Annotated in this window: 15 protein-coding genes; 8 read left to right on the top strand and 7 right to left on the bottom strand. The window is 58.9% G+C overall.

The annotated features are described in order from the left end of the window. Positions 1 to 26: 26 nt before the first annotated feature. Both ispE and lolB read right to left on the bottom strand, forming a co-directional pair. Positions 27 to 890 carry a 4-(cytidine 5'-diphospho)-2-C-methyl-D-erythritol kinase gene (gene ispE / locus PGH32_RS05730; RefSeq protein ID WP_337893452.1) on the bottom strand — a complete coding sequence of 288 codons (864 nt, stop codon included), beginning with the start codon at positions 888 to 890 and terminating at the stop codon, positions 27 to 29. After that, positions 887 to 1,513, bottom strand: coding sequence for a lipoprotein insertase outer membrane protein LolB (gene lolB / locus PGH32_RS05735; protein WP_314421982.1), 627 nt, complete (start codon positions 1,511 to 1,513; stop codon positions 887 to 889). The genes ispE and lolB overlap by 4 nt, the downstream gene beginning before the upstream one ends. Positions 1,514 to 1,739: 226 nt before the next feature. Here lolB and hemA point away from each other — a divergent pair, with 226 nt between their 5' ends. The 7 genes from hemA to PGH32_RS05770 all read left to right on the top strand — a co-directional run bounded on the left by hemA (position 1,740) and on the right by PGH32_RS05770 (position 7,588). Then, a complete protein-coding gene (gene hemA, locus PGH32_RS05740; RefSeq protein ID WP_314421981.1) occupies positions 1,740 to 2,996 on the top strand; it encodes a glutamyl-tRNA reductase in 1,257 nt (418 codons plus the stop codon). 37 nt (positions 2,997 to 3,033) lie between these two features. Then, positions 3,034 to 4,116, top strand: a complete 1,083-nt coding sequence (prfA, locus tag PGH32_RS05745) for a peptide chain release factor 1 (RefSeq protein WP_337893453.1) — start codon at positions 3,034 to 3,036, stop codon at positions 4,114 to 4,116. Next, positions 4,116 to 4,952: a peptide chain release factor N(5)-glutamine methyltransferase gene (gene prmC / locus PGH32_RS05750; protein WP_314421979.1), complete on the top strand. Its 837-nt coding sequence runs from the start codon at positions 4,116 to 4,118 to the stop codon at positions 4,950 to 4,952. Before prfA ends, prmC begins: the two co-directional genes overlap by 1 nt. 9 nt (positions 4,953 to 4,961) lie before the next feature. Further along, positions 4,962 to 5,360, top strand: a complete 399-nt coding sequence (locus PGH32_RS05755; protein WP_105594355.1) for a SirB2 family protein — start codon at positions 4,962 to 4,964, stop codon at positions 5,358 to 5,360. Then, positions 5,357 to 6,166 (top strand): invasion regulator SirB1, encoded by an 810-nt coding sequence (sirB1, locus tag PGH32_RS05760; RefSeq protein WP_314421978.1) that lies wholly within the window; start codon positions 5,357 to 5,359, stop codon positions 6,164 to 6,166. Before PGH32_RS05755 ends, sirB1 begins: the two co-directional genes overlap by 4 nt. A 43-nt stretch (positions 6,167 to 6,209) precedes the next feature. Beyond that, a complete protein-coding gene (gene kdsA, locus PGH32_RS05765) occupies positions 6,210 to 7,064 on the top strand; it encodes a 3-deoxy-8-phosphooctulonate synthase (RefSeq protein ID WP_314421977.1) in 855 nt (284 codons plus the stop codon). Between the two features lie 113 nt (positions 7,065 to 7,177). Continuing rightward, entirely contained in the window at positions 7,178 to 7,588 is a 411-nt protein-coding gene (locus PGH32_RS05770; RefSeq protein ID WP_314421976.1) for an META domain-containing protein, read from the top strand. A 58-nt stretch (positions 7,589 to 7,646) separates the two neighbouring features. On the opposite strand, the gene chaA is transcribed toward PGH32_RS05770, so the two are convergent. Next, positions 7,647 to 8,738, bottom strand: coding sequence for a sodium-potassium/proton antiporter ChaA (gene chaA / locus PGH32_RS05775; protein WP_314421975.1), 1,092 nt, complete (start codon positions 8,736 to 8,738; stop codon positions 7,647 to 7,649). A 396-nt stretch (positions 8,739 to 9,134) separates the two neighbouring features. Between chaA and chaB the strand changes: the two genes are divergently transcribed. Beyond that, the gene (gene chaB, locus PGH32_RS05780; protein WP_314421974.1) at positions 9,135 to 9,365 is read left to right on the top strand and encodes a putative cation transport regulator ChaB; all 231 of its coding nucleotides are present in this window, start codon (positions 9,135 to 9,137) and stop codon (positions 9,363 to 9,365) included. A 184-nt stretch (positions 9,366 to 9,549) separates the two neighbouring features. Here chaB and PGH32_RS05785 read toward each other — a convergent pair whose 3' ends face one another. The 4 genes from PGH32_RS05785 to PGH32_RS05800 are packed head-to-tail and all read right to left on the bottom strand — an operon-like array spanning position 9,550 to position 15,060. After that, complete coding sequence (locus PGH32_RS05785; protein ID WP_314421973.1) at positions 9,550 to 10,572, bottom strand: substrate-binding domain-containing protein; 1,023 nt, start codon at positions 10,570 to 10,572, stop codon at positions 9,550 to 9,552. A 28-nt stretch (positions 10,573 to 10,600) separates the two neighbouring features. Continuing rightward, on the bottom strand, positions 10,601 to 12,007 hold the full coding sequence (locus PGH32_RS05790) for a sucrose-6-phosphate hydrolase (RefSeq protein WP_337893454.1): 1,407 nt from the start codon (positions 12,005 to 12,007) through the stop codon (positions 10,601 to 10,603). Further along, on the bottom strand, positions 12,004 to 13,377 hold the full coding sequence (locus PGH32_RS05795; protein ID WP_314421971.1) for a sucrose-specific PTS transporter subunit IIBC: 1,374 nt from the start codon (positions 13,375 to 13,377) through the stop codon (positions 12,004 to 12,006). The genes PGH32_RS05790 and PGH32_RS05795 overlap by 4 nt, the downstream gene beginning before the upstream one ends. A gap of 39 nt (positions 13,378 to 13,416) precedes the next feature. Next, entirely contained in the window at positions 13,417 to 15,060 is a 1,644-nt protein-coding gene (locus tag PGH32_RS05800) for a carbohydrate porin (protein WP_337893455.1), read from the bottom strand. Between the last annotated feature and the right edge of the window lie 121 nt (positions 15,061 to 15,181).

Here is a 15,181-nt window from a genome sequence, read left to right on the forward strand (position 1 = left end):
GTCTGGATCATAGTGACGCTGTCACGTCAGCTCGAATGCTCTGAAAGAATGCGGTGAAGCGGCGAAACGTTTGCGCCTCGCGCAACAAATCCCTGCAATTCTTTCGGGGCCAGCTCAAGCACCTGACGTGCGGCGGACTCGGTGTCAAATTCAGCAAACACACAAGCTCCCGTTCCTGTCAGGCGCGACGGCGCATATTCTAGCAGCCAGGAAACTAGCTGTTCAACCTCGCGGAAACGTTTTCTGACGACGGCCTCACAATCATTGCGGAAATCGGCCTCCATCAGCTGGTCGATTTGCCGATATGGCGTGTCTCTGGTCAGTAACGGATCGTTAAAGACCGCCGGGGTTGCCACACTTACTCCGGGGTGCATCACCAGGTACCATTTCTCCGCGGGGGAAACGGGGGTTAACTTTTCACCCACGCCTTCCGCATAGGCCGCAAAGCCCCGGACGAACACCGGTACGTCGGCCCCCAGGCCCAGGCCCAGCGCCGCCAGCTCTTCAAAGCTGAATCCGGTTTGCCACTGGTGATTCAACGCAACCAGTACCGTCGCGGCATTTGAGGAACCGCCGCCCAGCCCGCCGCCCATCGGCAGGCGTTTCTCCACCGCCAGGCTGGCTCCGGCGTTGGCGGGCAGAGTGCCACGCTCAAGCGCCTTCTCGCGCAGCAGCCGGGCGGCGCGGACGATCAGGTTCTGCTCATCGGGCACGCCGGCAACCGGGGTTAACAGCGTGAGTTCGCCGCTGCCGTCGGCGGTAATGGTCAGCGTGTCGCCATAATCCAGAAACTGGAACAGCGTTTGCAGATTATGGTAGCCGTCTTCACGACGGCCGGTGATGTAGAGAAATAAATTAAGTTTTGCCGGGGAGGGCCACTGTTCGATCATTTAACGGTCCAGCTATCCATTTTCAGCTTGATGCGCTGGCTGCCTTCCTGCAGTTCCAGGTTCGACGGCAGCGTCGGGTTCTGCTTGCTGTCATAGCCCTGATAGGTGACGTGCCATTTTTTCCCGTCCTGGCTGTAGTTCAGCTCGCGCAGGCGGTACTGGTCATCCAGCGAGTAGTCGGTGGCGTCGCCCGGCAGGCCGAGGATCCACTGGCGCAGGTTATCCAGCGGGATCGTCATACCGGTCAGCTGCGAGATCATCTGCGCGGCGTCGCGGCTGACGTAGCGCTTGCCTTTGTTATCCACGATCTGTGCGACCTGGCCCTGCTGGTCAAGCTGCAGCTCGGTGCTGCCCAGCGGGTTAGTCAGCAGCAGGCGGTAGCGGTCCGGGGCGGTCTGCTGCCAGTTAAAGCGGGCATACACCTTTTGCTGATCGGAAAGGAACGCGAAAGCGCCGCGGGTTTGATACTGGGTAATTTTTTCAACCGCCTGCTGGTGGTCGCGCCACTGCGGCGATGTGGGGCTCTGGCCCGGGGTCTGTGGCTCTGGTGTGATGCTACAGGCCGCCAGCAGCACGCTGGCGAGGGGAATAAGCCGCATCAGGCGGCGATTCGACGATAACATGTTCAGATCAACTCCTCGGACGTAATTCGGGCATACTTGCCGCAATCAACCGCTCACGCTAACCAGCTTGCCGGGCCGCGTCAACGCTCAAATTGTCTGATTTGCGCTACAACAGGTAAATCTTGTTGCAGGGATAGGCCACGCATGACTTTTATTGATCCCGCGCATCTTGTAGAATGCGCTTCAGAAAACCCTATCAACTGTGGGATATACCCAATCTGGCACCATGACGTTACTGGCTCTTGGCATTAATCACAAAACCGCTCCCGTTGCGCTGCGTGAACGTGTAACGTTCGCGCCGGACACGCTCGATCAGGCTTTAAACAGCCTGCTGGCGCAGCCGCAGGTGCAGGGTGGCGTGGTACTTTCCACCTGCAACCGCACTGAAATCTATCTCAGTGTAGAACAGCAGGAGAATTTACAAGAGCAGCTGACCCAGTGGCTGTGCGATTACCATCAGTTAAGCCTGGACGATCTGCATAAAAGCCTCTACTGGCATCACGATGATGGCGCGGTCAGCCATCTGATGCGCGTGGCCAGCGGGCTGGATTCTCTGGTGCTGGGCGAACCGCAAATCCTCGGGCAGGTGAAAAAAGCCTTTGCCGATTCCCAGCGAGGCCATTCGCTCTCCAGCGAACTGGAGCGCATGTTCCAGAAATCGTTCTCGGTGGCTAAACGCGTGCGCACCGAAACCGAAATCGGTGCCAGCGCCGTCTCGGTGGCGTTCGCCGCCTGCAGCCTGGCGCGGCAGATTTTTGAATCGCTCTCCACGGTGACCGTACTGCTGGTTGGCGCGGGCGAAACAATTGAGCTGGCCGCCCGCCATCTGCGTGAACACAAGGTCAGTAAACTGATGATTGCCAACCGTACCCGCGAACGCGCTCAGCTGCTGGCCGATGAGGTGGGTGCCGAAGTGATTAGCCTGCCGGACATTGATTCACGCCTGGCCGAAGCCGACATTATTATCAGTTCTACCGCCAGCCCGCTGCCGATTATCGGCAAAGGCATGGTGGAGCGCGCGCTGAAGCAGCGCCGCAATCAGCCGATGCTGCTGGTGGATATTGCCGTGCCGCGCGACGTTGAGCCGGAAGTGGGTAAACTGCCCAACGCTTATCTCTACAGCGTGGACGATCTGCAGGCGATCATTGAAAGCAACCTCGCGCAGCGCAAAGCCGCCGCGGTTCAGGCCGAAACGATCGTGGTGCAGGAAAGCGGTGAGTTCATGTCCTGGCTGCGGGCGCAGGGTGCCGTGGAAACCATCCGCGAATATCGTTCCCAGGCCGACCAGGTGCGCAGTGAGCTGGAAGCGCGCGCGCTGGCCGCGCTGCAAAACGGCGGAAATGCGGAAGAGGTGATCCGCGACCTCGCGCACAAGCTGACCAACCGTCTGATCCATGCCCCAACCAAATCTCTTCAGCAGGCCGCACGCGATGGCGATGGCGAACGTCTGCAAATTTTACGCGACAGCCTCGGGCTGGAATAGCGTTTCAAGCCTCTTTTAACAAGGTAAAACTACACGAATGAAGCCTTCTATTGTTGCCAAACTGGAAGCATTGCAGGAACGTCACGAAGAAGTCGAGGCGATGCTGGGTGATGCCGGTGTGATTGCCGATCAGGAACGTTTCCGTGCGCTGTCACGTGAATATGCCCAGCTGACCGACGTCAGCCAGTGTTTCCGTCAGTGGCAGCAGACCCAGGAAGATATTGAAACCGCCGAGATGATGCTCGACGATGTGGAAATGCGCGAGATGGCGCAGGAAGAATTAAAAGAAGCCCGCGAGGCGAGCGAAGCGCTGGAACAACAGCTGCAGGTTCTGCTGCTGCCAAAAGATCCGGACGATGAACGCAACTGCTATCTGGAAGTGCGCGCCGGGACCGGCGGTGATGAAGCGGCCATATTCGCCGGCGATCTGTTCCGGATGTACAGCCGCTATGCCGAAGCGCGCCGCTGGAAAGTGGAAATCATGAGCGCCAACGAAGGCGAGCACGGCGGCTTTAAAGAAGTGATCGCCAAAGTGGTGGGCGAGGGTGCCTATGGTCGTCTGAAGTTTGAATCCGGCGGCCACCGCGTTCAGCGCGTGCCGGAAACCGAATCCCAGGGCCGTATTCACACCTCCGCCTGCACCGTGGCGGTGATGCCGGAGCTGCCGGAAGCCGAGCTGCCGGATATCAATCCGTCCGATTTAAAAATTGATACCTTCCGCTCTTCCGGCGCGGGCGGCCAGCACGTTAACACCACCGACTCCGCCATCCGTATTACCCACCTGCCAACCGGTATTGTGGTGGAGTGCCAGGACGAGCGTTCGCAGCACAAAAACAAAGCCAAAGCGCTGGGCGTGCTGGGTTCGCGCATTCGCGCCGCCGAAATGGCGCGCCGTCAGCAGGAAGAGTCCTCCACGCGGCGCAATCTGCTGGGCAGCGGCGACCGCTCCGATCGCAACCGCACCTATAATTTCCCGCAGGGGCGCGTGACCGACCACCGTATTAACCTGACGATCTACCGTCTGGATGAGGCGATGGAAGGCAAGCTGGATTCGCTGATTGAACCTATTGTGCAGGAATATCAGGCCGATCAGCTGGCCGCCCTCGCCGGGCAGGACTGATGCAGATACGAGCCTGGCTGCGTGAGGCCATTTCCCGGCTGGCAGGCAGCGAAAGCCCAAAGCGCGATGCCGAGATTCTGCTGGGCTGGGCGATCGGAAAATCGCGCAGCTGGCTGATTGCTTTCGACGACAGCGAGCTGGATGCGGAGCAGCTGGCGCGGCTTGATGCCCTGCTGGCTCGCCGTGCGGCAGGCGAACCGGTGGCGTATCTGATCGGTGAGCGTGAATTCTGGTCGCTGCCTCTCAGCGTTTCTCCCCACACGCTGATCCCCCGCCCTGACAGCGAAGTGCTGGTTGAGCAGGCGCTGGCGCATATGCCGCCAAACGCCTGTACCGTGCTGGATCTCGGCACCGGCACCGGTGCCATCGCGCTGGCTGTTGCCAGCGAGCGGCCGGAGTGCCGGGTGACCGGCGTCGATCGTATTCCCGATGCCGTTGAGCTGGCCCGGCAGAACGCCGCAAAGCTGTCGCTGGATAACGCCCGTTTCCTGCAGAGCAACTGGTTTTCCGCCCTTGGCGGGGAACAGTTCGCCACTATCGTCAGTAACCCCCCCTACATTGATGCCGCCGACGGCCACCTCAGCCAGGGCGACGTGCGCTTCGAACCGGCCAGCGCGCTGGTGGCGGGCGATCGCGGACTGGCGGATATCAAAATTATCGCCGCCGAAGCCGGGCAGCATCTGCTCCCGGAAGGCTGGCTGCTGCTGGAACACGGCTGGCAGCAGGCGCAAGAGGTTCGCCAGATATTGCGCGATAACAACTTTACCGCGATCGAAACCTGTCAGGATTACGGCGGTAACGATCGCGTGACTTTTGGGCAGAAACCGGCCGAGTAAGGAGGCAACATGGCAACCTGGTATCTTCCGCTAAAACATTTCCATCTGCTGACGGTTTGCATTACCGTGCTGATGTTTGTTTTACGTTTCTGGTGGTTACAGCGCCAGTCTGCCATGCTGCAGCGGCGCTGGGTGCGGATTGTGCCGCATATCAACGACACGCTGCTGCTGCTGTCGGGTGTGCTGTTGGTCACGATTACCCACTTTTACCCGTTTTCACCGCAGGGCAGCTGGCTGACTGAGAAGCTGTTTGGCGTTATTATCTATATTGCACTGGGCTTTATTGCCCTTGGACGCCGTCCACGAGCGCAGAAAGTGCGCTGGATTGCGTTCATTGTGGCCCTGGTCGCTGTTTATGCGATTGTCAGGTTAGCCACAACTAAAATGCCACTGTTGGGGTTTGTATGACGTCCTTAGCTGATTTTGATTTTACTGCCGCCCCGCTGAGTGAAGCGGTTATCGCGGCATCGCTGGCTATTCGCAGCGACTTTCCGGCTGAAAACGTCAGAGAGCAGTTGTCGGCCCTGGTAGCCGAAGCGCGGGAAAATATTTCACCGCAGCTTGAAGCCGATATACAGCTGGAGAAGCTGATAGAGCTTTTCTGGCACCAGTGGGGGTTCGGCGGCGCAGGTGGAATTTATCGCCTCTCCGACTCACTCTGGCTGGATAACGTACTGCGTACCCGTCAGGGCACCGCGGTGTCTTTAGGTATCGTATTTCTGCATATTGCCCACCAGCTTGAGCTGCCGCTGTGTCCGGTCATTTTCCCGACGCAGCTGATCCTGCGTGCCGAATGGATTGATGAAGATATCTGGTTGATCAATCCTTTCAACGGCGACACGCTGGATGAACACACCCTCGAGGTGTGGCTGAAAGGCAACATCGGCCCGATCGCCGAACTGTATGATGACGATCTGCAGGAGGCCGAACCGCTGGCCGTGCTGCGCAAGATGCTCGATACGCTGAAAGCCGCGCTGATGGAAGAAAAACAGATGGAAACGGCGCTGCAGGTCAGTCAGGTGCTGGTGCAGATGGATCCCGATGACCCGTATGAAATCCGCGATCGCGGGCTGATATTTGCCCAGCTGGACTGCGAACACGTGGCGTTGAGCGATCTGGCCTACTTTGTGGAGCAGTGCCCCGAAGATCCGGTGAGCGAAATGATCAAGCTGCAGATCCACTCTATTGAACAGAAACAGATAACCCTGCACTGATGCATCGTGCGCGGTGAATACCTCTAAGACATAAGGCGAAGACATGAAACAAAAAGTGGTTAGCATTGGTGATATCCCGGTAGCAAACGATCTGCCATTCGTCCTGTTTGGTGGCATGAACGTCCTTGAATCCCGCGATCTGGCGATGCGCATCTGTGAACACTACGTCACCGTAACCCAGAAGCTGGGTATTCCTTATGTGTTCAAGGCGTCGTTTGATAAAGCCAACCGCTCGTCCATTCACTCCTATCGCGGTCCGGGTCTGGAAGAAGGGATGAAAATCTTCCAGGAGCTGAAGCAAACCTTCGGCGTGAAAATCATTACCGATGTCCACGAAGCCAGCCAGGCACAGCCTGTGGCGGACGTGGTTGATGTGATTCAGCTGCCGGCCTTCCTTGCCCGCCAGACCGATCTGGTGGAAGCGATGGCGAAAACCGGCGCGGTGATCAACGTCAAGAAGCCGCAGTTCGTCAGCCCGGGCCAGATGGGTAACATCGTGGATAAATTTGCCGAAGGCGGCAACGATAAGGTCATTCTGTGCGATCGCGGTGCGAACTTCGGCTACGATAACCTGGTGGTCGACATGCTGGGCTTCAACGTCATGAAGCAGGTATCTAACGGCAGCCCGGTGATTTTCGACGTCACCCACGCCCTGCAGTGCCGTGACCCAATGGGTGCCGCCTCCAGCGGTCGTCGTGCACAGGTTGCCGAGCTGGCGCGTGCCGGCATGGCGGTTGGGATTGCCGGCCTGTTTATTGAGGCGCATCCGGATCCGGCTCACGCCAAATGTGACGGCCCGTCGGCGCTGCCGCTGGATAAGCTGGAGCCGTTCCTGGTGCAGATGAAAGCGATTGACGATCTGGTCAAGAGCTTCGCCGAGCTGGATACCAGCAACTAAGTCTGCGTCATCTCTCTCCGGGCCTGATTTTCAGGCCCGTTTTCTCTCCGATTTTCACCTCCTCTTTCGCCCCCACCGGGCGAGCGGGCACAGGTTCTACGCAAGGAGCCACCATGAAAAAATCTATCCTGTTACTGCTGGCAGCCGTCTCAGCCAGCGGCTGTAGTAGCGACGGCAACCGTTTTGATGAGAAACCGCTGCTGAATCATTATTTCGTGCTGAGTTCAGTTGACGGGAAAGCGGTTGGGCAGCGTGCCGGGATCCGTCCGGGTATCAGCTTCGCGCCGGGCCTGCGCGTCAGCGGCGTAATGTGCAACCGTTTCTTCGGCCAGGGGCAGTTTGAACAGGATCGGCTGAAGGTGCCCCAGCTGGCATCAACCCGGATGCTGTGCCGTGACGGTGAACTCAACCAGTGGGAACAGATGTTGGGTGAGGTGCTGAATACGGGAGCCAGCGTAACGCTGGATCGGCAAACGCTGACGCTGAACGGGGCGGGACATACGCTGGTCTATCGTGCTGAGTAACGCGCGGAAGAAGAGTCAATCAGAGAACAAAGGGCCGGGTTATCCGGCCCTTTTAACGTTACAGCATCACGGTCATCAGATAGGCGATAAACAGCGCCAGGTGCGCAGCCCCGTTCAGCACGTTGGTGCGCCCGGTAGAGAATGAAATCTGGCAAAGGATCAGCGCGGAGATCATCACCACCATCTGCGGCGACTCCAGCCCGAATATCAGCTCCTGCCCGGTCAGCGCGGCGATAATCGTTACCGCAGGCACCGTCAGTGAAATCGTCGCCAGCACCGAACCAAAGAACAGGTTCATCGCACGCTGCACCTGATTCGCCAGCACCGCTTTGATTGCGCCCAGCCCTTCAGGGGAGAGGATCAGCAACGCCACCAGGAAGCCGGTAAACTGCTCCGGCGCATTCATGGCCGTCAGCAGCTCACCCAGCGGGTTGGCATTCATTTTGGTCACGGCGATCACCGCGATCAGGTGCACAATCAGCCAGGCGGTGTGCCACGCGCTGCTGTGTACCGAAGGCTTGCCGTGATGCGGGTCACCGTCATCATCTTCGTGTTCATAAACGAACAGGCTCTGGTGGGTTTTGGTCTGGATCAGCAGGAATACCCAGTACATGGCGGCGGAGATCGCCGACACCAGCAGCGCCTGAGCCATCGAAAAATTGCCGTTCGGCAGCGCCACGGGCAGCACCAGCACGATGACCGCCAGTGGGAAAATGGCGATAAGATACTGTTTTACGCCGACCAGATTAACGTACTGCGTGGCGAACTTACGGCCGCCCAGCAGCAGGGCGAAGCCCACCAGGCCGCAGGTGACAATCATAATGATGGAGAACAGCGTATCGCGCATCAGCGCCGGGGCGGCATCGCCGGTAGCCATCAAGGCGGAAATCAGGCTGACCTCAAGGATCACCACGGAAAGGCTGAGGATCAGCGAGCCGTAGGGTTCGCCCAGGCGGTGTGCCAGCACGTCGGCGTGGCGAACAACGCTGAAGGCGCTGCTGAGGATGGCGACCAGCGCCAGTAAATTAATGCCGACGACGACGGGCATTGAGGTGGTGTGGCCCCAGAACCACAGGACCAGCAGGGCGGCCAGAGGAAAAATCAGGGAGTACTCGGTGTGGCGGGTTTTACTGCTCTCGTGGGCACTCATAGGCTAACGCTCCTTATCGAAAACCGCTGACCCAAACCGACGCCGTCGGGGGGCCTCATAAGTCGTGACTGAAGTATCAGTGACAAGTGGCGAAAGTGTAATCTTTTTTTTCATACAGCTGAAAACTATTTACGCGATTTTACGGACTTTAAGTGAATTTGGTCTTAAGTCCTTATTTTTGATAATTTGGTGTTTATCATGATGAATTATCAGGTTGTTTATTAAATAAAATAAAATAATCTGATGCGTAAATCGGGTTGGTTCGGGACTTGCCAGGCGGTAATGGGGTGGGTGATGCTGAATTTCTTTCAGATTGGCTAAAATCAGGGGTGGCAAAAAACGCCCCGTGCGCCAGGCTTAAACTGTACTCATTATGATGAATCCGGGAGGTCATTTATGCCTTACGAATCCCGCCAGGCGCTGCCTGACGCCGTTCAGCACGTTCTGCCCGCACATGCGCAGGAGATCTATAAGGAAGCGTTCAACAGCGCGTGGGAGCAGTACAAAGACGGCGACGATCGCCGGGGTGATGACTCACGCGAGGAGGTCGCCCACAAGGTGGCCTGGGCGGCCGTTAAGCACCAGTACCACAAGGGCGACGACGAGAAATGGCACCGCAAGCGTTGATCGCATAACGTCCCGCACTGACCGCAGAAACGCAGATGTCCCACGCATAGCGGCATATCAGGCGCTTACCGCAAACTGGCGGAGATTATCCTGATACCTGAACGTCTGGCGATGGTTGTCGGTAGGGAAAAAAGCTCCCGGCGGGCCGGAAGCCTCAACAACGCTGTGCGGGACGTTTTTCCCGTCAGATTTGCGGGTTTTTCGCCCGTCGCCACTTCAGCCGGGCAGGGAGCCAGCGCTGGGTGATTTCCGGTGTCTGCTCGTCAATCAGCTGCACGATCATCTCAAAGCAGTTCCACGCCAGCAGGCGTTCGTCCTGCTCCACGGTATCAATCCGCACCGACAGCGCATCATACAGGTAGTGGTCATCAAAGCTGCACAGATGCATTGGGGTATCCAGCAGCCCGTGCTGGCTGAGGTAGCGTAACACCCCTTCCTGCAGCCCACAGGCCGCGCAGAACAGCGCCTGCGGTACGCGCCCCAGACGGGCATACAGCTCGGCAAACATCTCATACCCCGAGCTGGAGTGGTAGTGACCGTGCATAATCCACTCCGGGCGCACCGCCAGCCCTGCGCGCGCCAGACCCTGCTGATAGCCCGCCAGACGGTCGCGTGTAGGGGAGATGCGCGGCTGTCCGCCGAAGAAGTAAATTTCGTCATAGCCTTCACGGGCCACCGCTTCCAGCAGCGTGGCGGTCGGTTCCGTGGCGTCGGTGATCACCAGCGGCAGGGTCGACTCGCCCAGATGACGGTCAAACAGCACCACCGGCAGCTGCTGGTTAATTTTTTGATATTCGGCGTCGTTGAGCATGCTTGATGCCACAATCAGGCCATCGATCTGGCGCTGGATCAGACTGCTCACCGCCAGCGTTTCCTGGCTGGCATTTTCAGCGGTGCAGGCAATCAGCAGCTGCAGTCCGGCATCGCGGCACAGCATTTCCAGCTCATGAGAGAAACGGGCAAATCCGTGGTTGGTCATTTCCGGCACCACCAGCCCCAGGGTGTTGCTGCGGCTGGAGTTTAACGCGCGGGCGTGAATGCTGGGCTGATAGTGGTGCTGGCGGGCGATGTCCATCACCCGGCTGCGGGTGGTTTCGGCCACGCGCAGCTCTTTACCGCGGCCATTAAGCACCAGACTGGCGGTGGATTTAGACACACCGGCCAGTCGGGCAATATCGTTAATGGTGATACGTTTGTTTTTAGTCACAGTGGCTTAGGCGTGAATGAACAGGCGATCATTCTATCACGCATTGCCGCAACCTCCAGTGACTGAGGCTAATCTGCGCGCTGCCGCTGAAGCGCAGGTGGGGCTGAGCGTCCGGGAAGTAACGTGACGACATCACCGCTTCGCCGTCGTTAATGAAAATTTCCACGCTGGAGCAATCGCAGAGGATCTGCAGCGTGCGTACCTCACCGGACCAGCGGCGCTCTTCCGGTTTACCGCTGCGCAGATTTTTGCGCCCCAGCGTCAGGCCATGATGATCGACGTTAAGGCTCAGTACCTCACCGAAGCTGGCGCGGAAGCTACCCTCGACCGACAGCATCAGCTCTGCAGAGTCCACATCCAGCGCAGGCAGGTTACCCGCAATGCCCTTCATCTGCGTCTCCTGCCTGCGCAGCAGCTGCAGTTCACGCGCCGGCCGCTGAATCACCCTGTCGCCCGCCAGCGTCAGCTCGCGAGGGCAGGTCATGGTATGGATCCAGCCATGGCTCAGCGTGGGCTGATAAAATTCATCGCCGTCGGGCAGCCCCATCCAGCCGATCAGCAGGCGGCGACCATCGTCGCTGAGGCAGCTTTGCGGCGCATAGAATTCAAAGCCGAGGTCGAGCTCATGAAACTCGCCGTGGCGGAACTGCGCCGTGTCGTAATCCAGCGTGCCGCAGAAATAACCGCTCTGGAAGGTGTTACGGTAGCGCCAGCCGTCGGCCTCCAGCCCCTGAGGGCAGGTCAGCAGGATGTCACGATCGCTCAGGCGGAACAGGTCCGGGCATTCCCACATATAGCCGAAATCGCCCAGCCCGTTCAGTCCGCTACCGGCCATCTCGCCCAGCAGCGTCCAGCTGTTCAGGTCGGGGGAAACCAGCAGCAACACTTTTCCCTGTAGCTGCAGATCCTGCGCGGCCAGCACCATATACCAGCTGCCGTTATGCTGCCAGACTTTGGGATCGCGGACGTGGCCGGTATACCCTTCCGGCAGCGGCAGCACCGGGCCGAGCTTGCGAAATTCGCCGTGTTCGTCCTGTACCGCCAGGCACTGCCATGCGGTACGTCCGTTCTCGAATTTGACGTTACCGGTATAGACCAGCGTCAGTTCGCCGTGATTATCCACCGCGCTGCCGGAGTAGCAGCCGTGGCTTTCATAACTCTCCGAGGGCGCCAGCGCCAGCGGCTCGTGCCGCCATTGCACCAGATCCGCCGAGCTCCACTGCCCCCAGAACTTGGCTCCGTGCGCGCAGGCCAGCGGGTTCCACTGATAGCACAGCGTATAGCGGCCGTTAAACTGAATAAATCCGTTCGGATCGTTCATCAGTCCGACGGGCGGAGCGAGATGCCAGGCCGGGCGATGGCGATCGGCGGCCGCACGCTGCTGGCCGCTGAGCACCGCGCGCAGCGCCTGTTTAACCAGATGGGCGTCACTCATGCTTTCACCTCAACTTTGATTTTCAGCAGTAACGACAGCACAAAGGCGGTGACAAAAGCAATCACCATGCCGATCAGGTAGTTCAGCATTGAACTGCTCTGCACGATGGCCAGGCCCGGCAGCGCGGTAAGACCCACGGCCACCATATTCACGTGCATCGCCACCACCCATGCGCCACCGACGGCACCGCCGATCAGTCCGGCAATAAACGGCTTGATAAAGCGCAGGTTGATACCAAAGATGGCGGCTTCGGTGATGCCCAGCATCGCGGAAAACGCCGAGGGCAGAACGATACTGCGGGTGCGCACATCGCGGGTTTTAAACCATACCGCCAGGCAGGCACCGCCCTGAGCCACGTTGGCCATCGACCAGATCGGCAGCAGGAAGTTAACGCCGATTGACGGATTCCCCAGCAGCCCCGCCTCAATCGCGTGGAAGCTGTGATGCACGCCGGTGATCACAATCACCGAATACAGGCCACCGAAGATCAGCCCGGCCAGCCAGCCTGCGTGGGCGATCAGCGTGCTGAGCACCAGGGAAATGCCTTCACCCAGCCCGCGACCGGCGGGGCCGATAATCAGCAGGGCCACGAAGCCGGAGATCACCACGGTCAGGAACGGCGTCAGGATAATATCCAGCGCGTTGGGGATAAATTTGCGCAGGGTTTTTTCACAGTGGCTCATAAACCAGACCGCCAGCAGCACCGGGAATACCGTGCCCTGATAGCCGATCATCGCGATTTCCAGACCGAAGAAATTCATGGTATGGAAACCGCTGGCGACGCCCCACGCGTTGGTTAAGGCCGGGTGGGTCAGAATGCCGCCCAGCGTTGCGCCCAGATAGGGGTTACCGCCGAACTCGCGCGCGGCGGTAAAGCCAATCAGGATTGGCAGGATGATGAAGGCCGCCGAGCTGCACATATCCAGCATGATAAACAGCGCGCTGCTGGCATCGACCCAGCCATACGTCTTGATCATGCCCAGCAGGCCCATCAGCAGGCCTGAGGCGACAATCGCCGGGATGATCGGCACGAAGATATTCGACAAAATACGCGCAATGCGCTGCAGCGGATTCAGCTTTTTCGCTGCGATATCCGCCGCTTCACTCTTGCTCGACTCGTTGATGCCCGCCACCTTAATAAACGCGGCGTGGACTTTATTGACGATGCCGCTGCCGAAGATAATCTGCATCTGGCCCGCGTTGCGGAAGCAGCCTTTCACGCCCTCGACAGCTTCAATGGCCTCTTTTTGCACCTTATCATCATCGACCATCACCAGCCGCAGCCGGGTGGCACAGTGCGCGGCACTGGCGATGTTTTCCCGGCCGCCCAGCAGCGGCAGGAGTTCACGGGCTATTTTGTCAAAATCCATCATTCCCTCAGTCGGTGATTTAATGTTTCAGGCCGGTTATCAGAACCAGGTTTCCATCTGTACGCCAAAGTTCCATTCGCCGCCGGCGCTGAAGCCGGTGCTGCCGAACGAATCATCGCTGGCATAGCGGTCCAGTGAACTGTTCCAGTCCATCCAGGTGGCGAACAGGCGAATTTCCGGGCGCGTGAAGAAGTCGCCGATATCGGCAACCTTAAACGTCGGCGCGAAGGTCAGTTTCCAGAAGCTGCCGGAAACGGCCTGCCGATCTTTATATCCCTGCGGATCGAGATCCATGTATTGATAGCTGCCTTCATAAGCCAGCGCAAAACTCGGGTTGATTTCCTGGATCAGGCGCGCATTTAACGTCGCCCAGCGGTAGTGGTCGCCCTCTGCATAGCGGTCGCTGCTGGTCTGCGCCAGTACCGCCGGGGCAAAGCTCCAGCGATCGCTGAGCGGGGTGACGCCGTAGCTGGCCAGGCGCCAGGTTTGTGCCTGCTGGGTCAGGTTACCGTCGGAGCCGATACCTTTCACTTCTGCACCCAGCCCTCGGCCATAAAGGACGGCTGTTTTCGCCTGGCCTTCACGCAGCCCCCAGAAACTGTCGCTGTGCAGTGCCAGCATGGCGTGCAGGCCGGTGTCACCCGCGTTGTCGTTCTGGCGGGCGGTATTCACCCGCTCATCGTTATCTTTCGCCCGCAGTCCGCTCAGCATCAGCTGGAACGGGCCGGCGAAGTTGTTGGTAGTGACAATGTAGTTTTGAATGGTGTTATCAATCGCTTCAATATCACCAAAGTTACGCCCGTAGAGGGAGAAGCTGCTCTTCAGCCCCTCGTTCCACTGCACGTCGTAGATACCGCCGCCGGTCCCGGCGAGGAACACCACGTCTGAATCCAGCCAGTGAATATCGAAGTTATCGCGGTCGAAGCGCTTCCCGGCCCACAGGGTACTGTGGCTGAACGGGCCGCTGAAGTCGGGCAGATTGCCCAGTTCGACGAACGCCTGGCGAATATTCAGTTCGCTGGTGCTGCCGGTCCAGTCGTTGTAGTCCTTCTGGCCGTCCGCCAGCATCGCCTTGAAGCGGGTGGTGGCCCCGTTAGCCAGCTGCTGCTTGTGTTCGAAATTCAGTTCGACGTAGGTGTTGTTTTCATTGCCCAGTCGACCTACCGCGCCGCCGGTTTCCCCGGCCGGCGTCAGATACGGGCCGCTCTGCGTTCCTGCGGCGGAGTCGTTCATGATCAGGCCGGAACGGGCGTAGCCGTGGAATTCAAACCCGTCGGCGAATGAAGATTTAGTCTCCACGGCAGTGCTGGCCGTTTGCGCTGCCGGGGCGTCAGTCGGGCTGGCGGAACCCGCGACGGCAGAAGATGAGCCGGATACTGAACCCGGCAGCGCGCTACCCGATGCGGAATGCGAAGCTGCCGGAGAGCCTGACGTTGCCGGGCGGGCCGCAAACGTAGCCGCTTCGGCCTGGCGGGTGGTCTGCGCCTGCAGCCGGGCGACGTCTTTTTCTGCGCGGGTGGCGCGTGTTTCCGCATCGGCGGCCCGGTTTTCAGCCTGCTGCAGGCGCGCCTCCATGGCGGCTAACCGCGCTTCAAGGCTGCTGAGAGTCGGAGCGGCAAAAGTGAGGGTGGGTGTTGCAAGCGCCAGACCGATGGCAAGGGTCAGAATTGAAGGTTTGATCATCTTCGCGGTTATCCAGAGTGTATGTTTTATGATTTTTGCTAAACCGGTTCGATAGCGAGGTTATGCCAGGTGGTTCGATCTTATCAATCAGATTTGCTAACCCGGTTTAGGAAGTGTGATC

The sequence above is a fragment of the Erwinia sp. SLM-02 genome (assembly GCF_037450285.1).
Lineage (GTDB): Bacteria > Pseudomonadota > Gammaproteobacteria > Enterobacterales > Enterobacteriaceae > Erwinia.

What these genes read in the sequence shown, in the direction of transcription:
- PGH32_RS05800 (WP_337893455.1), bottom strand. Translation starts at nt 15,060, where the DNA reads ATGATCAAACCTTCAATTCTGACCCTTGCCATCGGTCTGGCGCTTGCA.
- lolB (WP_314421982.1), bottom strand. Translation starts at nt 1,513, where the DNA reads ATGTTATCGTCGAATCGCCGCCTGATGCGGCTTATTCCCCTCGCCAGC.
- hemA (WP_314421981.1), top strand. Translation starts at nt 1,740, where the DNA reads ATGACGTTACTGGCTCTTGGCATTAATCACAAAACCGCTCCCGTTGCG.
- chaA (WP_314421975.1), bottom strand. Translation starts at nt 8,738, where the DNA reads ATGAGTGCCCACGAGAGCAGTAAAACCCGCCACACCGAGTACTCCCTG.
- prmC (WP_314421979.1), top strand. Translation starts at nt 4,116, where the DNA reads ATGCAGATACGAGCCTGGCTGCGTGAGGCCATTTCCCGGCTGGCAGGC.
- prfA (WP_337893453.1), top strand. Translation starts at nt 3,034, where the DNA reads ATGAAGCCTTCTATTGTTGCCAAACTGGAAGCATTGCAGGAACGTCAC.
- sirB1 (WP_314421978.1), top strand. Translation starts at nt 5,357, where the DNA reads ATGACGTCCTTAGCTGATTTTGATTTTACTGCCGCCCCGCTGAGTGAA.
- ispE (WP_337893452.1), bottom strand. Translation starts at nt 890, where the DNA reads ATGATCGAACAGTGGCCCTCCCCGGCAAAACTTAATTTATTTCTCTAC.
- chaB (WP_314421974.1), top strand. Translation starts at nt 9,135, where the DNA reads ATGCCTTACGAATCCCGCCAGGCGCTGCCTGACGCCGTTCAGCACGTT.
- PGH32_RS05755 (WP_105594355.1), top strand. Translation starts at nt 4,962, where the DNA reads ATGGCAACCTGGTATCTTCCGCTAAAACATTTCCATCTGCTGACGGTT.
- PGH32_RS05790 (WP_337893454.1), bottom strand. Translation starts at nt 12,007, where the DNA reads ATGAGTGACGCCCATCTGGTTAAACAGGCGCTGCGCGCGGTGCTCAGC.
- PGH32_RS05770 (WP_314421976.1), top strand. Translation starts at nt 7,178, where the DNA reads ATGAAAAAATCTATCCTGTTACTGCTGGCAGCCGTCTCAGCCAGCGGC.
- PGH32_RS05795 (WP_314421971.1), bottom strand. Translation starts at nt 13,377, where the DNA reads ATGGATTTTGACAAAATAGCCCGTGAACTCCTGCCGCTGCTGGGCGGC.
- kdsA (WP_314421977.1), top strand. Translation starts at nt 6,210, where the DNA reads ATGAAACAAAAAGTGGTTAGCATTGGTGATATCCCGGTAGCAAACGAT.